Raw genomic sequence first — 14674 nt, 5'->3', positions numbered from 1 at the left:
TCAGTTGGCGCGCATTCCGGTGGCCGGATCGAAGAAATGCAGATGCCGCGCGGGCAACGACACCGCCAGCTTCTCGCCACGCTGCGGCCGATGCGCGTGCGGCAAACGCGCCGCCACATCGTGCTTGCCCCATTTGCCGTGCGCGAGGTTATCCGCGCCGAGAAGTTCGGCGGAATCGACATCGAGCGTCGCCTGCGCACCGCCGTCGCTCGCGGGCGTCATGTGTTCCGGACGAATGCCGACGATCCACCCGCGCCCATGCATGCGGCTCGTCAGTCCGCTTGCGCCCGCGACCGGCAGCTTCGGGCCGCCGCCCGCTACTTCGAACAACGAACCATCTTCCGACAAGCGCCCTTCCAGCAGATTCATGGCCGGCGAACCAATGAAGCTCGCCACGAAGACCGTTGCCGGACGCTCGTAGACTTCGGTCGGCGCGCCGATCTGTTCCGCGTGGCCCTTGTTCATGACGATCACGCGTTGCGCGAGCGTCATCGCTTCGATCTGATCGTGCGTCACATAGAGACTCGTCGTTGCGAGCCGCGCGTGCAGGCGCTGAATTTCGAGGCGCATCTGCACGCGCAGTTTCGCGTCGAGGTTTGAGAGCGGTTCGTCGAAGAGAAAGACAGCCGGTTCGCGCACGATCGCGCGGCCCATCGCGACGCGCTGCCGCTGCCCGCCCGACAACTCGCGCGGCTTGCGCGCAAGCAGATGCTCCAGTTCGAGGATGCGCGCGGCGTTGGCGACGCGGCTCTCGATGCTCGCGCGATCCGCGCCGCCGATCTTCAGCGCATATGCCATGTTCTGCGCGACGCTCATGTGCGGATAGAGCGCGTAGTTCTGAAAGACCATCGCGATATCGCGATCTTTCGGCTCGAGCTTGTTGACGACCTTGCCGCCGATCTCGATGGTGCCGTCCGACACGCTCTCCAAACCCGCGACCATGCGAAGCAGCGTGGACTTGCCGCAACCGGACGGGCCGACCATCACGACGAACTCGCCGTCGTTCACCGCGACATCGATGCCGTGCAGCACGTATTGCTTGCCGTCGTAGGTCTTTTTCACGCCTTTGAGTGTCAGCGCAGCCATGAATACCCGCTCTCCATCGTTATTTTTCCGCGTCCACGAGGCCGCGCACGAACCAGCGCTGCATGGTCAGCACGACGACGAGCGGCGGCAGCATCGCGAGCAGCGTCGCGCTCATGACGAGATGCCATTCGGTCGCGGTATCGCCCGAAGCGATCATGCTCTTGATGCCGACCACCGCCGTTTGCAGCGACTGTTCGTTGGTGATGAGAATCGGCCAGAGATACTGGTTCCAGCCGTAAATGAACGTGATGACGAAGAGCGCCGCGATGTTCGTCTTCGAAAGCGGCAGCACGACGTCCCAGAAAAAACGCAGCGGTCCCGCGCCGTCGATGCGCGCCGCTTCCATCAGTTCGTCGGGCAGCGTCATGAAGAACTGGCGGAACAGGAACGTGGCGGTCGCCGAGGCGATCAGCGGCAGCGTGAGACCCGCATAAGTGTTCGCGAGATGCATGGACGAGACCACCTGCACCGTCGGAAAGATGCGAACTTCGACAGGCAGCATCAGCGTGATGAAGATGAGCCAGAACGCGACGTTCTTCATCGGGAAGCGAAAGAAGACGATCGCGTAGGCCGAAATGATCGACACCGCGATCTTGCCGATGGAAATGACGAGCGCCATCACGAGGCTATTCATCAGCATGCGCCCGAACGGCGCGGCTGCGTTGCCGCTGCCGTGCGTCCAGATGTTCGCGATGTTCTCGAAGAGATGCGTGCTCGGGATCAGCGAAAGCGGCACGCTGAAGACTTCCTTCGCGCTCATCGTCGCCGCGCAAAACGCGACATAGACCGGAAACACGATCAGCGCGACGCCGAGAATCAGCACCGCGTGACAGAAGATATCGAAGCCGCGACGATTCTCGATCATGAGTATTGCACCCGGCGTTCGACGAAACGGAACTGCACGACGGTCAGCGCGACCACGATTACCATCAGCACGACCGACTGCGCACCCGAGCTGCCGATGTCGAGTCCCTGAAAGCCTTCCGCGAAGATCTTGTAGATGAGCGTCTTGGTGGATTGCGCGGGGCCGCCGCCGGTCGCCGCGTCGATGACGGGGAATGTATCGAAGAACGCATAGACGAGATTGACGACGAGCAGGAAGAAACTCGTCGGCGAAAGCAGCGGCAGCGCGATGCCGAAGAAGCGCCGCACGGGACCGGCGCCGTCGATGGCGGCGGCTTCGATCAGCGATTGCGGAATCGCCTGCAGGCCCGCATAGAAGAACAGGAAGTTGTAGCTGACCTGCTTCCAGACGGACGCGAGCACGACGAGAAACATCGCCTGTGTGCCATTGAGCGCGTGATTCCATACGATGCCCTGCTTGCCGAGCGCATACGTCACGAGCCCGATGCTCGGATTGAACAGGAACGACCACAGCACGGCCGCGATTGCCGGCGCCACCGCATACGGCCAGATAAGGAGCGTCTGATACGCCTTCGCGCCGCGCGTCACGCGATCCGCGCACGCCGCGAGCAGCAGCGAGATCGCGAGACCGGAGACGGTGACGAGCGCGCAGAAGACCATCGTCGTGCCGAACGACGACAGATACAGCGGGTCCGCGAAAAGCTGCCTGAAGTTCGCGAAGCCGACGAACTCGCTCGACGTGCCGAACGCGTCCTGACTTTGCGTGGCTTGCCAGAGCGCTTCGCCGGCTGGCCACAGAAAGAACAGCGCGGTGATCGCGAGCTGCGGCGCGACGAGCAGATACGGCAAGACGCTCGTGTCGAAACGAGACCGTTTTTCCATCGACGTGTCCTGAACGAAAAGCGCCCGCAGCGCGTGCGGGCGCGGGCGCGGCTACGTGCGTCAGCCGCCGCTCTTTTCAAACCGGCGCAGCAGTTCGTCGCCGCGTTGAACGGAAGAATCGAGCGCCTGTTGCGGCGTCTTCTTCTCGGCCCAGACCTGCTCCAGTTCTTCATCGACGACGGTGCGAATCTGCGGCATGTTGCCGAGGCGCAAGCCCTTCGTGAACGGAAGCGGCGGCTTGTTCAACATCTGCCTGATGGCGATGTCCGCGCCGGGATTCTTGTCGTAGAAGCCCTGCTTTTGCGTGAGTTCATATGCGGCTTGCGTCACCGGCAGATAGCCCGTGTCCTGATGCCACTTCGCGGCCACTTGCGGCGACGCGAGATAGGCGAGGAACTTCGCGACGCCCTTGTACGTGGCCGCGTCCTTGCCGGACAGCACCCAGAGACTCGCGCCGCCGATGATCGCGTTCTGCGGCGCGCCCTTCACGTTCGCGTCGTAAGGCATCATGCCGATGCCGTAATCGAACTTCGCGTACTTCGCGATGGTCGCGCGCGAGCCCGACGAATTCGTGATGATGCCGCAGTCGCCGCTATAGAACTTCGACACCGGTTCGTCCTTGCGGCCCACATAGGTGAACGTGCCTTCCTTCGCCATGTTCTGCAGGAACTGGATGTGCGCGACCTGCAGCGGCTTGTTGAATTCGAGCTTGGCGTCGAGGCCGTCGAAGCCATTGTTCTTCGATGCAAACGGCGCCGCGTGCCACGCGCTGTAGTTCTCGAGCTGAATCCAGCTTTGCCATCCCGACGAATAGCCGCACGAATAACCCGCGGCCTTCAGCTTCTTGGCGTCGGTTTCGACATCCGCCCACGTCTTCGGCGGCTGGTTGGGATCGAGGCCCGCCTTCTTGAACGCGTCCTTGTTGTAGTACAGAACCGGCGTGGAACTGTTAAAGGGCATCGAGATGAGATGGCCCGTCTTCGCGTCGCTGTAATAGCCGGAGATGGTCGGCACGAACGCCTTTTCGTCGAGCGGCACGCCCGCCTGTTTGAACACGTCGTAGACCGGAAGCACGGCCTTCTTCGCCTGCATCATCGTCGCGGTGCCGACTTCGTAGACCTGCAGAATCGCGGGCGCGTTGCCACTGCGATACGCCGCGATGCCCGCCGCGAGCGTCTGATCATAAGTGCCTTTAAATACCGGCACGATCTTGTAATCGCTCTGCGACGCGTTGAAGTCCTTCGCGATGTCGTTCACGCGCTCGCCGAGGGCGGCTTCCATCGCGTGCCAGAACTGGATTTCCGTCGCGGCGTGGGCCGCCGTGCTGGCGCCGAAGGCCAGAACGGCCGCGGCCGAGATCGAGCGGAACGAGGGCGTGCATCTCATCGATTGAGTCTCCTTGTCGAACGTCTGCGCTGAAAAGGCGCGATGTTAGTTGTTGTCGATGACAAACAGGCGTTGATACTCCTTCAATGCATAACGGTCCGTCATGCCGGCGATGTAATGCGCGATGAGCCGGGCCTGCGCGCTGTCGTGGCCCGACGCGTCGGCGTCGTTCGCCGATTCCTCCGCTACCGCGATGCGCGCCTGATACGCGGGCGGCAAGAGGCGCGGGTCTTCCGTGAACGCGTTGAAGAGACCGGTCACGACGCGCTTCGCCTTGTTCGCCATGCGCATCACGCGGAAATGGCGGTACAGGTTCCTGAAGAGAAAGCGCTTGAGCGCTGCGGCTTGCGCGGCGACTTCATCGCTATGCGCGACGAGCAGCGGCGCATTGCGCACGTCGTCGAGCGATGACGGCGCGACGCGCGCGAGGTTGCGGCTCGTCGCCTCGATGAGATCGACGATCAGCGTATTGATGATGCGCCGGATGGTCTCGTGAATGAGCCTGCGCCCTTCGATCGACGGAAACTCCGCGCGCGCCGCGTCGAAATGCATGTGCCACAGGCTGACTTCGGCGAGTTGTTCGAGCGTGATGAGGCCGGAGCGCAGGCCGTCGTCGACATCGTGATTGTTGTAGGCGATTTCGTCCGCGACATTCGCGATCTGCGCTTCCAGCGACGGCTGCTTGCCCGCGAGAAAGCGCTCGCCGAGCTCGCCGAGCTTGCGCGCGTTTTCGCGCGAACAATGCTTGAGAATGCCTTCGCGCGTTTCGAAGCACAGGTTCAGGCCGTTGAACGCGCCGTAGTGCTCTTCGAGTTGATCGACGACCACGAGGCTTTGCAGATTGTGCTCGAAGCCGCCGTGATCGCGCATGCATTCGTGCAGCGCGTCCTGACCGGCGTGTCCGAAAGGCGTATGCCCGAGATCGTGCGCGAGCGATATCGCTTCGACCAAGTCCTCATTGAGCCGCAGGTTGCGCGCGACCGACCGCGCGATCTGCGCGACTTCGAGACTATGCGTGAGACGCGTGCGAAAGAGGTCGCCTTCGTGATTGACGAAAACCTGCGTCTTGTATTCGAGCCGGCGAAAGGCCGTCGAATGCACGATGCGGTCGCGGTCGCGCTGAAACTCGGTGCGCGCGGCGGGCGGCGTCTCGGTATGCCGGCGCCCGCGCGATAACGACGAACGCGCCGCATAGGGCGCAAGATGCGCTTCGAGCGAGAGCGCCGAGGGCGCTCCGTATTCCGCTTGTGTTTCGCTCACCGGCTGCTCCGCATCGTCGTGGTCCCGGCTGCCGTCAGATCAGACGCTGGCTGCGAGCGTCTCGCGCACGGCCCGATCCGGCGCGCCGGTGATTTCTGTCGCGCCGAAGCGCGTCAGGAGAATGAACTTGATCTCGCCCGCTTCGGCTTTCTTGTCGACTTTCATCAGATCGACGTAGCGGTCTTCGCCGAGCTTCGGCGCGACGACCGGCAGCTTCGCCGCTTCGATCACGCGCACGAGGCGCTTGCGCGCGGCTTCGTCGAGCCTGCCGAGGCGCACGGACAAATCCGCCGCCATCACCATGCCGCAACCGACCGCTTCGCCGTGCAGCCATTCGCCGTAGCCGAGGCCCGCTTCGATTGCGTGACCGAACGTATGGCCGAAATTGAGGATGGCACGCTGGCCGCCCTCGCGCTCGTCGGCGGCCACGACCGACGCCTTGATCTCGCACGAACGCTTGACCGCGTGCGCGAGCGCGTCGTCGCGGCGTTCGTTGAGCGCACCGATGTTCGCTTCGATCCACTCGAAGAATTCGGCATCGGCGATCGCGCCCGTCTTGATGACTTCCGCGATTCCCGCCGCCAGTTCGCGCTCAGGCAGCGTACGCAGCGCGCCGATATCCGCGATGACCGCCTGCGGCTGGTAGAACGCGCCGATCATGTTCTTGCCGAGCGGATGGTTGATGCCCGTCTTGCCGCCCACCGACGAATCCACTTGCGAGAGCAGCGTCGTCGGAACCTGGATGAACGGCACGCCGCGCATGTAGCACGCCGCCGCGAAGCCGGTCATGTCGCCGACGACGCCGCCGCCGAGCGCGATCAGCGTCGTCTTGCGGTCCGCGCGCCCGGACAGCAGCGCGTCGAAGACGGTGTTGAGCGTTTCCCAGTTTTTATGCGCTTCGCCGTCGGGAAGAACGACTGTCGTCACCTTCTTGCCGAGCGGTTCGAGCGCGGCGCGAAGGGCGTCGCCGTAGAGCGGATCGACCGTGGAATTGGTGACGATGGCCACCGACGCGCCCTTGATGTGCGGCGCGAAAAGCTCCGTGCGACCGATCAGGCCCGCACCGATATGAATGGGATAGGCGCGCTCGCCCAGCTCGACGCTAACGGTGATCAACGGGGAATTCATGGCGGACATTATGACTCAGCCGACTTGATGACGCCGGCCACCTCCAGTTGCATCAGGACCATGTTGACGAGCGCGTTGACGGTAGGCCGCCCGGTCTCGACGACGAAATGCGCGCACTCGTGATAGAGCGGATCGCGCGTCTGAAAGAGCGCTTCGAGCTTGCCGCGCGGGTCTTCGGTCTGAAGAAGCGGCCGGTTCTTGTCGCGGCGCGTGCGTTGCCAGAGATCGTGCGGATTCGCGCGAAGATAGATGACGATGCCGCGATTCCTCAGATTCTCGCGATTCTCCGGCCGCAGCACCGCGCCGCCGCCCGTCGCAAGCACGATGCCGCTTTTCTGCGACAGCTCGTCGATGACGTTGGCTTCCCGCTGCCGAAAGCCGGCCTCGCCTTCCAGTTCCCAGATCACCGGAATGCGCGCGCCGGTGCGCGCTTCGATCTCCAGATCGGAATCGATGAAAGAGCGCTGCAAACGGCGCGCAACCGCGCGGCCCACGGTGGTCTTACCCGCGCCCATGAGTCCGACGAAAAAAATGTTCGCGTTCGCGTGCCCTTCCTGCAACGTGAATCCTTTAACTGTATCGATTTGTTCGTGCGGCAGCTTAAGGGCAAACCGCCCGCTTTGTCGAGTCGCGCCGGGCGGCCGTTTCACGCTTCGCCGCCCGGCGCAATCACATGCGGCGTGATCAGGATGATCAGCTCGTTCTGCGCCTTTCGCCGCGCGTCGTGGCGGAACAGCCAGCCGATCAGCGGCAGCTTCGCGAGCCCCGGCACGCCCGTCACGTCCTGCCGTTCTTCATCAGAATAGATGCCGCCGATCGCCACGGTGCCGCCATCTTCCACTTCGACGCGCGTCTGGATGTGCTTCGTGTTGATGGCCGGGCCGGACGCGGTCTGCTCGCCGACGCTGTCCTTCGCGACGTCGAGATCGAGGATGACGTGTCCGTGCGGCGTGATTTGCGGCTCGACCTCCAGTTTGAGCGCAGCGCGCCGAAACTGCACGCCGGAGACGCCGTTGCCGACTTTCGCCTGATACGGCAGCTCGGTGCCCTGCTCGACGATGGCCTTCGCGCGGTCCGCCGTCACCACGCGCGGTCTCGAAACCACTTGGCCGCGCCCCTCGGATTCGAGCGCGCTCAGTTCGATGTCCAGAAGCCGCGTCGCCTGCGCGGCGAAAAGCGTGAGACCCGCCGTGGCCGCGTCGAAGCCGTTCACCGGCCGCGCCGAAAGATCGTACACGAGGCCCTCCTTGCCGCCCGAGAGTCCGCGCGCCGAATCGCCCGTCGGCGCGACGCCCAGCTTGATGCCGAGGTTGCGCGAAAGCCCCGTCTCTCCTTCGACGATCTTCGCTTCGATCATCACCTGCGGCGTCGGCTTGTCGATGGTCGCGATCAGCTCCGCGATCTGCCGCACGCGCGCGTCGAGATCGGTCACGAAGAGCAGGTTCGTGCGCGAATCGGCCGTGGCGGAACCGCGCTTCGACAACACGCGCTCCGTACCGGAGCCGGAAAGCAGCTTGCGCACGTCCTCGGCGCGCGGATAGCGCAGCATGAACGTGCGGCTCGCGAGCGGCTCGAGGTCCGCCGCGCGGGCGTGCGCTTCGAAGCGCAGCTTCTCGCGCGCGGCGAGTTCGGCGAGCGGCGCGATCCAGATCACGTTGCCGTGCTGCTCCATCGCGAGACCGTTGACTTCGAGGAGCGTGTCGAACGCGCGACGCCACGGCACGGCGACGAGATTGATCGATACCTGTCCGCGCACCTTCTCGCTCGCGATGATGTTCAGCCCGGTGAATCGCGCGAAGCCTTGCAGCGCGGCGCTCAGGTCGGCGTTTTTCAGATCGAGCGTGATCGGTTTGCCGTCGTCAGCGGCTTTTTGCTGCTGCGCGTGCGCAGTCGACATGCTCAGGCGTTCGAGCGGCGGCAGCGGCACGGGCGGCCCTTCGAGCGATTCCGTGCTCGCCGCAGGCTGCGCGGCGGGCGTCGAGGGCGCCGCAGATGCAGGCGGCGTGCTGGTGTCGATCGCGAACTGGTCGGTCGGCAGCGTATCCGCCGATGCGGGCAGCGGCGGCAAGGGCGGAACGGGCGCATCGTCGCCGACCGCTGCGCTTGCCGCTCGCGCTACGACGAGCGCCGCCACGCTCATCGCGCGGATCGTCGGGAGAAGCGTCTTGGGGAGAAGCGTCTTCACTTGCCGTCCTCCGCGAAAGCGAGCGTGCGCGATGCGCCTTCGCCGCTTGCAAGCCGTATGGCGCGCGGCTCGACGCGTTCGAGCCGCTCGTCGCCGATTCGCTCGCCCGGCTCGACGTGCTCGATGCGCTTCGCGCTTTGCACGAGCGCCATCGCCCGATGACGCGCGACGAGCGTCCCCACGAGCAGCATGCCGGCCCCGCGCGAGAAGTCCGCGCCGCCGTCCCTGCCGAACGGATCGACGATGAACGCATTCGCGCGCGGCGCCTGCGCGAGCGGCACGGCAGGCAGCGTTTCGTGGATGGCGAGCGTCGCGTCCACCGTCAGCGCGCCGGCTTGCCTTCTGATCTGCACGGCGTCGGACACGGCGAGGCGCGGCAGCCCGGCGAGCGCTTCGAGAAAGCGCCGGATCTCCGCGAAACCGCCCTCGGCGCGAAACGTGAGCGTGCGCTCCGACGCGTTTTGCGCCGCCGCGCGCAGGCCGCTTTTTGCCGCCGACGGTTCGATTTCCGTCACGCGAAGTCCGCTTTGCGCGGCGAGCGCGGCGACTGCGTGAAGCGCATCGGCGGCGGTCCACTTCTCGGGCTTCAGACGCACAGCCGCGACGCGCGCGCGCAGTTCGGGCAATTCGGCGGCGATGCGGCTTGCGTCGTCGGCCTTGCGCTGCGTCGCCGCGAGCGCTGCCTCGCTCGCCTCGCGCCGACCCGCGCCGGCATCGCGCCAGCCTTGCAGACCGAGCGCGAAGACGATCGCGGCGAGCGCGAACGCGGTCGTCGCGGTGCGGCGCTTCGTCCATTGATCGGGCGGCTGGCGGATCACATCGAGCGTGGCTTGAAAGGCGCGCGCACGCCCGCGCGCCGGAAGGTGCATCGTCATCGTGTTCATTGGCTTTTCCTTTTAATTGACGCCTTCGCCGGCGCGGCGGCGCTTTTGCTGCCGGTCGCGGCGTAGCGGACGAGCGCGGTGAATTCGTAGCGGTCGGCAAGCGCCGCGGCGGCCTCGCGCTTGCCCGTGGGCGCGGTTTCGGCGCGGCGCTTCATCTCCACGACTTCCACCGATTGCACGCCGGGCAGCGCTTCCAGACGCTTGAGCCAGCGCGCTGCCGTCTGCGAGTCGGCGGCGAGCGCGGCGAGTTCGACTTCGTCGGTGCGCTGCGAAACGCGCTGCAGCGCGACATCCGTCTTCGGCGACGCCTCCGCGAGCGCTTCCAGCAGCGCGAGGAATCTGTCGCGCGGTGCCGCGAGCGGCTGGGCCGCCTCTAGCGCGCGGCGTCGCTCGGCTTCGGCGCTCAGTAGCCGCGCGTGTTCGTCGATCGCGACACGCGATGCACGCAGCGTCGTTTCGAGCGCGATGCGGCGGTCGTCGAGGCGAGCGCGTTGCAGCGTGTCCCAGCCCGCGACGCCGCCGACCGCCGCGCAGCCGGCGAGTCCCGCGGCGGCGAGACTCGCGAGCCGCTGACGACGCATCGCGCGGCGCTTTCGCGACCGGTGCGGCAGCAGGTTGAATCCTTCGAGTGCGGCGCTCGTCATTGCAGCACCTCGCGCAGCGCAAGGCCGAACGCGACCGCGAAAAGCGGCGAATGCCTGAGCGCGGCGTCGATTTCGGACGCGCCGTTGCAATACGGAGCCGGCTCGAACGGCAGGACCGGGCAGCGGAACATCGGCGTGATCGCGGAGAACGGCAGGCCGGCTTGCGCGAGGAGGCGCGTCTGCCCGCCCACGTAGATGCAGTCGAGCGGCACGCCCACGCCCGCGAGATCGCGCAGCGCATCGGCGGCGCTCGCGTATTCCGGCGCGGGATAGCGCGCCTCGCCTTGAACATCGCCTGCGTTCACGAGCCACGCGTGCATGCCCGTGCTTTCCAGCCAGCAGACGATATATCGCGCATCGGGGTCCAGCTCGGTCTTGCCGGAATGACGCATCGCGCGCAGCGCCGCAGCCGGTTCGCCGTCGATCGCACACAGAGCGATGCCCGCCGCCGCAGCCGTTTCGACGCGTGCTTCGACGTGCCGCCGCGCCGTCGAAGCAATGGCGACGTCCGGATAGCCGTCGTCGCGCGCCTCGACCGACCAGTCCACGGCGAGCGCGCCGCGCTCGATGCCCGAGACGCGCTCGGCCTCCGCGAGCACGGCCGGTTCGAGCAGCCCGCACGGATCGCCGCCGATCACCGCGACATCGGACCTGGGCGCGTCCATCAGACGGGCGAGCGGAACGCGCGTCGTGGTCGTTGCCAACGCCGGCAAGCCCATCGCGCAGCGCAATGCGCGCCACGCGCCGTCCTGCGGCAATCGCGCGGTCGCTTCGCGCAGCGCAGCGACGACCGCCGCACGGTCCACGAAATCGACGCCGACCACCGCGCCCGGCGCGAGCGGCGCCGACGCCAGATGCTCGACGCATACCGTCGAGTCGCGCTTCAGACGTCGGCTGAGAACCGCGATCCGCACGGCGTCCTCGCTCACGTCGATGCCCGCGGCGAACCGGCGCGTGACCGTCAGCAAGGTTCCGCGCAGGGGATTGTGCTTCGTCATGACTACTCCTTCTTTTCACTCGCGCGCCGAACCGTTCGGGCGCGTGCATCGAAGGAATTGTCGTGAGGGCGGCGCGCGGCGAACATTCGTCCGAATGGCTAGTGCGCGCGATGGCAGTATCTTTCGGGGCGCCGTCGCGCGTATCGTGGTGCTGCGAGTGACCGCGCGAAGCACCGGGAAGGCGTCTGGAGTCCTAGGAAAAACCCGAAATCCGGGCGGCTATAATCGCGGGACTGTTTTTGGTGGTGCTATGCAATCCTCTTCCCCAACGAATCCGCCTGCCACGCCGCCCGAAGGGCAGCAAAAGAAGCGACGCCCGCTGGCGTTGCGGCTCTTTTTCGGTTTTCTTGTCAGCGTTTTCGCGCTGATCGTCTGCGCTGGACTCGTGCTCGGCTACGCGCTCGTCGTCGCGATGCCGAATCTGCCGTCGCTCGAAGCCGTGACCGACTATCGCCCGAAGGTGCCGCTGCGCATCTACACGGCCGATCACGTCATGATTGGCGAATTCGGCGAAGAGCGCCGCAGCGTGGTGCGCATCCAGGACGTGCCCGATCATCTGAAGAAGGCGGTGCTCGCCATCGAGGACGCGCGTTTCTACGATCACGGCGGCGTCGATCTGACGGGCATCCTGCGCGCGGGGTCGGTCGCGCTGACCAACGGCCATGCGTCGCAGGGCGCGAGCACGATCACCATGCAGGTCGCGCGCAACTTCTTCTTGTCGAGCGAAAAGACGTACACGCGCAAGATCTACGAAATGCTGCTCGCCTACAAGATCGAGCGGGCGCTCACGAAAGATCAGATTCTCGAGGTGTACATGAATCAGATCTATCTGGGGCAGCGCGCCTACGGCTTCGCGAGCGCGGCGCGCGTCTACTTCGGCAAGGATCTGAAGGACATCTCGCTCGCCGAGGCCGCGATGCTCGCCGGTCTGCCGAAAGCGCCGTCCGCGTATAACCCGATCGTGAATCCGAAGCGCGCGAAGGTGAGGCAGGCGTACATTCTCCAGCGCATGCGCGAGCTCAACTTCATCACGCAGGACGAGTACGAACAGGCCGTGAACCAGCCGCTCGTGGTGAAGGGACAGGGGCGCGAGTTCAGCGTCCACGCGGAGTACGTCGCGGAAATGGTGCGCCAGATGATGTATGCGCAATACCGCGAGGAAGCCTACACGCGCGGCCTGAACGTCGTAACGACGATCGATTCCGCCGATCAGGACGCCGCTTACCGCGCCGTGCGCCACGGCCTCATGGACTACGAGCGGCGCCACGGCTATCGCGGGCCGGAGGGCTTCATCGATCTGCCGTCGAATGCGGACGACCGCGAACAGGCCATCGACGATGCCCTCGCCGAGCATCCGGACAACGGCGAAATCGTCGCGGCGGTGGTCACGTCGGCGACCGTGAAGGAAGTGAAGGCGAGCTTCATCGACGGCAACGTGGCAACGATCAGCGGCAATGCGCTGCGCTTCGTCGCCAATGCGCTGTCGGCGCGCGCGCAGCCGAACCAGCGCATTCGTCCGGGCGCGATCGTGCGGCTCGTGAAGTCCGACGACGGCGACTGGACCATCACGCAACTGCCGCAAGTGGAAGGCGCGCTCGTGTCGATGGTCCCGCAGGACGGCGCGATCCGCGCACTCGTCGGCGGCTTCGACTTCAACAAGAACAAGTTCAACCACGTCACGCAGGCCTGGCGCCAGCCGGGGTCGAGCTTCAAGCCGTTCATCTACTCGGCATCGCTCGAAAAAGGCCTGTCCCCCGCGACCATCATCAACGACGGCCCGCTCTTTTTCAGTGCGGCCGAAACGGGCGGCCAGGCGTGGGAGCCGAAGAACTACGGCGGCGGCTTCGACGGCCCGATGACCATGCGCACCGCGCTGCAGAAGTCGAAGAACATGGTTTCGATCCGCATCCTGAACCAGATCGGCACGAAGTACGCGCAGCAATACATCACGCGTTTCGGCTTCGATCCCGAGCGTCATCCCGCGTATCTGCCGATGGCGCTCGGCGCGGGGCTGGTGACGCCGCTGCAAATGGCGGCCGGCTATTCGGTGTTCGCGAACGGCGGGTATCGCGTGAATCCGTATCTGATCGCGGACATCACCGATCCGCGCGGCGCGGTGGTGTCGCATCCGCAACCGCTCGTCGCGCAGGAAAGCGCGCCGCTCGCCATCACGCCGCGCAATGCGTTCGTGATGAACAGCCTGCTGCAAAGCGTCGCGCAGCACGGCACGGCGGCCAAGACGAATCAGCTCAAACGCGGCGACATCGCCGGCAAGACCGGCACGACGAACGATTCGCACGATGCCTGGTTCGCCGGCTATCAGCGCACGCTCGTGGCAATCGCATGGGTCGGTTACGACAATCCGCGCAACCTCGGCGACAAGGAAACCGGCGGCGGCCTCGCGCTGCCCGTGTGGATGGAGTACATGACGCGCGCGCTGCAAGGCGTGCCCGAGTACAAGCCGATGATGCCGCCCGACGTGAAGTCGCTCGGCGGCGAACTGTACTTCGACGACATGACGCCCGGTCACGGCTTCATCGCGACCATCGGCGTGAGTCAGGCGCCGCCGCAGGAAGGCGGCGTATCGGGCGTGACGGCGCCGGCTCCCGATGTCGGCGAGCAGGAAAAACAGGACATCATGAATCTCTTCAAGGGGCAGTGAGCGCCCCTTTCGGGCCGGTCACGCTGAAAAGCTGATCGGCTCGCCCGCCTGTTCCGTCGAATACCGGCTGAGCGCCGCGAAGAATTCGCTGCCGTCGCGCGTGTCGCGCCACTCGCCGTTCACGTATTTGTAGTGGAATCCGCCCGCCTTCGCCGCCAGCCAGATTTCATGCTTCGGCGGCTGCAAATTGACGATCACCTTCGTGCGATTCTCGAATTCGAGCGTCAGCACGTTGCCGCTTCGCTCGAATTCGATGTCGGCTTCGGCCTGATCCACCGAGCGCTCGATCACGCCCAGCACGGCTTCGGCCAACGTCAGGTATTCCTGGTCTGTCATGCTAAACTCCATCGATTCTTAGTACAGGGACGGTCATGCGAGTTGTTTTCAGGATGAGCGCGATTGTAGCGGCTGCGAGCCTTTGCGCCGCGGCCACAGTCGGGCTCGGCGGGTGTGGGCAACGCGGTCCGCTTTATCTGCCTGTCGTGCCGCCCATGCCGCAGCGTCCTGAGAATCTGCAGGATACGCCGCCTTCGTACGTGACTCCGAGCGACGAAACCGCGTCGCGCGCACGCAAGGCCGGCGATGTTCCCGACACGTCCGGCCAACCGCTTTCGCTCGCGCCCGAGACCGACCTCAAGACGGCGCCCGCCGCACCCGCCGCACGCTAATAAGCGGCCTCGTCCGCATACTGACCC

14 protein-coding genes are annotated in these 14674 nt (G+C 65.3%); 2 read left to right on the top strand and 12 right to left on the bottom strand.

From position 1 onward, the window contains the following. From LDZ27_RS01765 to pilM, 11 genes are all read right to left on the bottom strand, one after another. Positions 1 to 1086, bottom strand: a complete 1086-nt coding sequence (locus LDZ27_RS01765; protein ID WP_244815045.1) for a sn-glycerol-3-phosphate import ATP-binding protein UgpC — start codon at positions 1084 to 1086, stop codon at positions 1 to 3. A gap of 19 nt (positions 1087 to 1105) precedes the next feature. Beyond that, the gene (gene ugpE, locus LDZ27_RS01760; RefSeq protein ID WP_244815044.1) at positions 1106 to 1951 is read right to left on the bottom strand and encodes a sn-glycerol-3-phosphate ABC transporter permease UgpE; all 846 of its coding nucleotides are present in this window, start codon (positions 1949 to 1951) and stop codon (positions 1106 to 1108) included. Then, the gene (gene ugpA / locus LDZ27_RS01755; RefSeq protein ID WP_244815043.1) at positions 1948 to 2832 is read right to left on the bottom strand and encodes a sn-glycerol-3-phosphate ABC transporter permease UgpA; all 885 of its coding nucleotides are present in this window, start codon (positions 2830 to 2832) and stop codon (positions 1948 to 1950) included. Before ugpA ends, ugpE begins: the two co-directional genes overlap by 4 nt. Before the next feature lie 60 nt (positions 2833 to 2892). After that, positions 2893 to 4218 (bottom strand): sn-glycerol-3-phosphate ABC transporter substrate-binding protein UgpB, encoded by a 1326-nt coding sequence (gene ugpB, locus LDZ27_RS01750; RefSeq protein ID WP_244815042.1) that lies wholly within the window; start codon positions 4216 to 4218, stop codon positions 2893 to 2895. Positions 4219 to 4263: 45 nt separating this feature from the next. Beyond that, positions 4264 to 5478 (bottom strand): deoxyguanosinetriphosphate triphosphohydrolase, encoded by a 1215-nt coding sequence (locus LDZ27_RS01745; RefSeq protein WP_244815041.1) that lies wholly within the window; start codon positions 5476 to 5478, stop codon positions 4264 to 4266. A 39-nt stretch (positions 5479 to 5517) separates the two neighbouring features. Next, positions 5518 to 6594, bottom strand: a complete 1077-nt coding sequence (gene aroB, locus LDZ27_RS01740; RefSeq protein WP_244816009.1) for a 3-dehydroquinate synthase — start codon at positions 6592 to 6594, stop codon at positions 5518 to 5520. A gap of 20 nt (positions 6595 to 6614) precedes the next feature. After that, complete coding sequence (locus tag LDZ27_RS01735) at positions 6615 to 7121, bottom strand: shikimate kinase (RefSeq protein WP_370653383.1); 507 nt, start codon at positions 7119 to 7121, stop codon at positions 6615 to 6617. 131 nt (positions 7122 to 7252) lie between these two features. Then, entirely contained in the window at positions 7253 to 8746 is a 1494-nt protein-coding gene (locus LDZ27_RS01730) for a type IV pilus secretin PilQ (protein ID WP_244816008.1), read from the bottom strand. 41 nt (positions 8747 to 8787) lie between these two features. Next, on the bottom strand, positions 8788 to 9675 hold the full coding sequence (pilO, locus tag LDZ27_RS01725) for a type 4a pilus biogenesis protein PilO (RefSeq protein ID WP_244815039.1): 888 nt from the start codon (positions 9673 to 9675) through the stop codon (positions 8788 to 8790). Next, entirely contained in the window at positions 9672 to 10319 is a 648-nt protein-coding gene (locus tag LDZ27_RS01720) for a PilN domain-containing protein (protein WP_244815038.1), read from the bottom strand. Before LDZ27_RS01720 ends, pilO begins: the two co-directional genes overlap by 4 nt. Continuing rightward, positions 10316 to 11317, bottom strand: a complete 1002-nt coding sequence (gene pilM / locus LDZ27_RS01715; protein WP_244815037.1) for a pilus assembly protein PilM — start codon at positions 11315 to 11317, stop codon at positions 10316 to 10318. The genes LDZ27_RS01720 and pilM overlap by 4 nt, the downstream gene beginning before the upstream one ends. Positions 11318 to 11567: 250 nt before the next feature. On the opposite strand from pilM, the gene LDZ27_RS01710 reads away from it, so the two are divergent. Next, complete coding sequence (locus LDZ27_RS01710) at positions 11568 to 13979, top strand: penicillin-binding protein 1A (protein ID WP_244815036.1); 2412 nt, start codon at positions 11568 to 11570, stop codon at positions 13977 to 13979. An 18-nt stretch (positions 13980 to 13997) separates the two neighbouring features. Here the strand turns inward: LDZ27_RS01710 and cyaY are convergent, their stop codons facing one another. After that, on the bottom strand, positions 13998 to 14315 hold the full coding sequence (gene cyaY, locus LDZ27_RS01705; RefSeq protein ID WP_244815035.1) for an iron donor protein CyaY: 318 nt from the start codon (positions 14313 to 14315) through the stop codon (positions 13998 to 14000). Between the two features lie 35 nt (positions 14316 to 14350). Here cyaY and LDZ27_RS01700 point away from each other — a divergent pair, with 35 nt between their 5' ends. Continuing rightward, positions 14351 to 14647: a lipoprotein gene (locus LDZ27_RS01700; protein ID WP_244815034.1), complete on the top strand. Its 297-nt coding sequence runs from the start codon at positions 14351 to 14353 to the stop codon at positions 14645 to 14647. Positions 14648 to 14674 lie beyond the last annotated feature (27 nt).

This window comes from Caballeronia sp. Lep1P3 (assembly GCF_022879595.1).
Taxonomy (GTDB): domain Bacteria; phylum Pseudomonadota; class Gammaproteobacteria; order Burkholderiales; family Burkholderiaceae; genus Caballeronia.
This window is presented reverse-complemented; position numbering and strand designations above follow the sequence as displayed.

Coding starts and splice junctions, on each gene's coding strand:
- cyaY (WP_244815035.1), bottom strand. CDS start 14,315: ATGACAGACCAGGAATACCTGACGTTGGCCGAAGCCGTGCTGGGCGTG.
- LDZ27_RS01735 (WP_370653383.1), bottom strand. CDS start 7,121: ATGGGCGCGGGTAAGACCACCGTGGGCCGCGCGGTTGCGCGCCGTTTG.
- ugpE (WP_244815044.1), bottom strand. CDS start 1,951: ATGATCGAGAATCGTCGCGGCTTCGATATCTTCTGTCACGCGGTGCTG.
- LDZ27_RS01730 (WP_244816008.1), bottom strand. CDS start 8,746: ATGAGCGTGGCGGCGCTCGTCGTAGCGCGAGCGGCAAGCGCAGCGGTC.
- LDZ27_RS01700 (WP_244815034.1), top strand. CDS start 14,351: ATGCGAGTTGTTTTCAGGATGAGCGCGATTGTAGCGGCTGCGAGCCTT.
- LDZ27_RS01720 (WP_244815038.1), bottom strand. CDS start 10,319: ATGACGAGCGCCGCACTCGAAGGATTCAACCTGCTGCCGCACCGGTCG.
- pilO (WP_244815039.1), bottom strand. CDS start 9,675: ATGAACACGATGACGATGCACCTTCCGGCGCGCGGGCGTGCGCGCGCC.
- pilM (WP_244815037.1), bottom strand. CDS start 11,317: ATGACGAAGCACAATCCCCTGCGCGGAACCTTGCTGACGGTCACGCGC.
- ugpB (WP_244815042.1), bottom strand. CDS start 4,218: ATGAGATGCACGCCCTCGTTCCGCTCGATCTCGGCCGCGGCCGTTCTG.
- ugpA (WP_244815043.1), bottom strand. CDS start 2,832: ATGGAAAAACGGTCTCGTTTCGACACGAGCGTCTTGCCGTATCTGCTC.
- LDZ27_RS01710 (WP_244815036.1), top strand. CDS start 11,568: ATGCAATCCTCTTCCCCAACGAATCCGCCTGCCACGCCGCCCGAAGGG.
- LDZ27_RS01765 (WP_244815045.1), bottom strand. CDS start 1,086: ATGGCTGCGCTGACACTCAAAGGCGTGAAAAAGACCTACGACGGCAAG.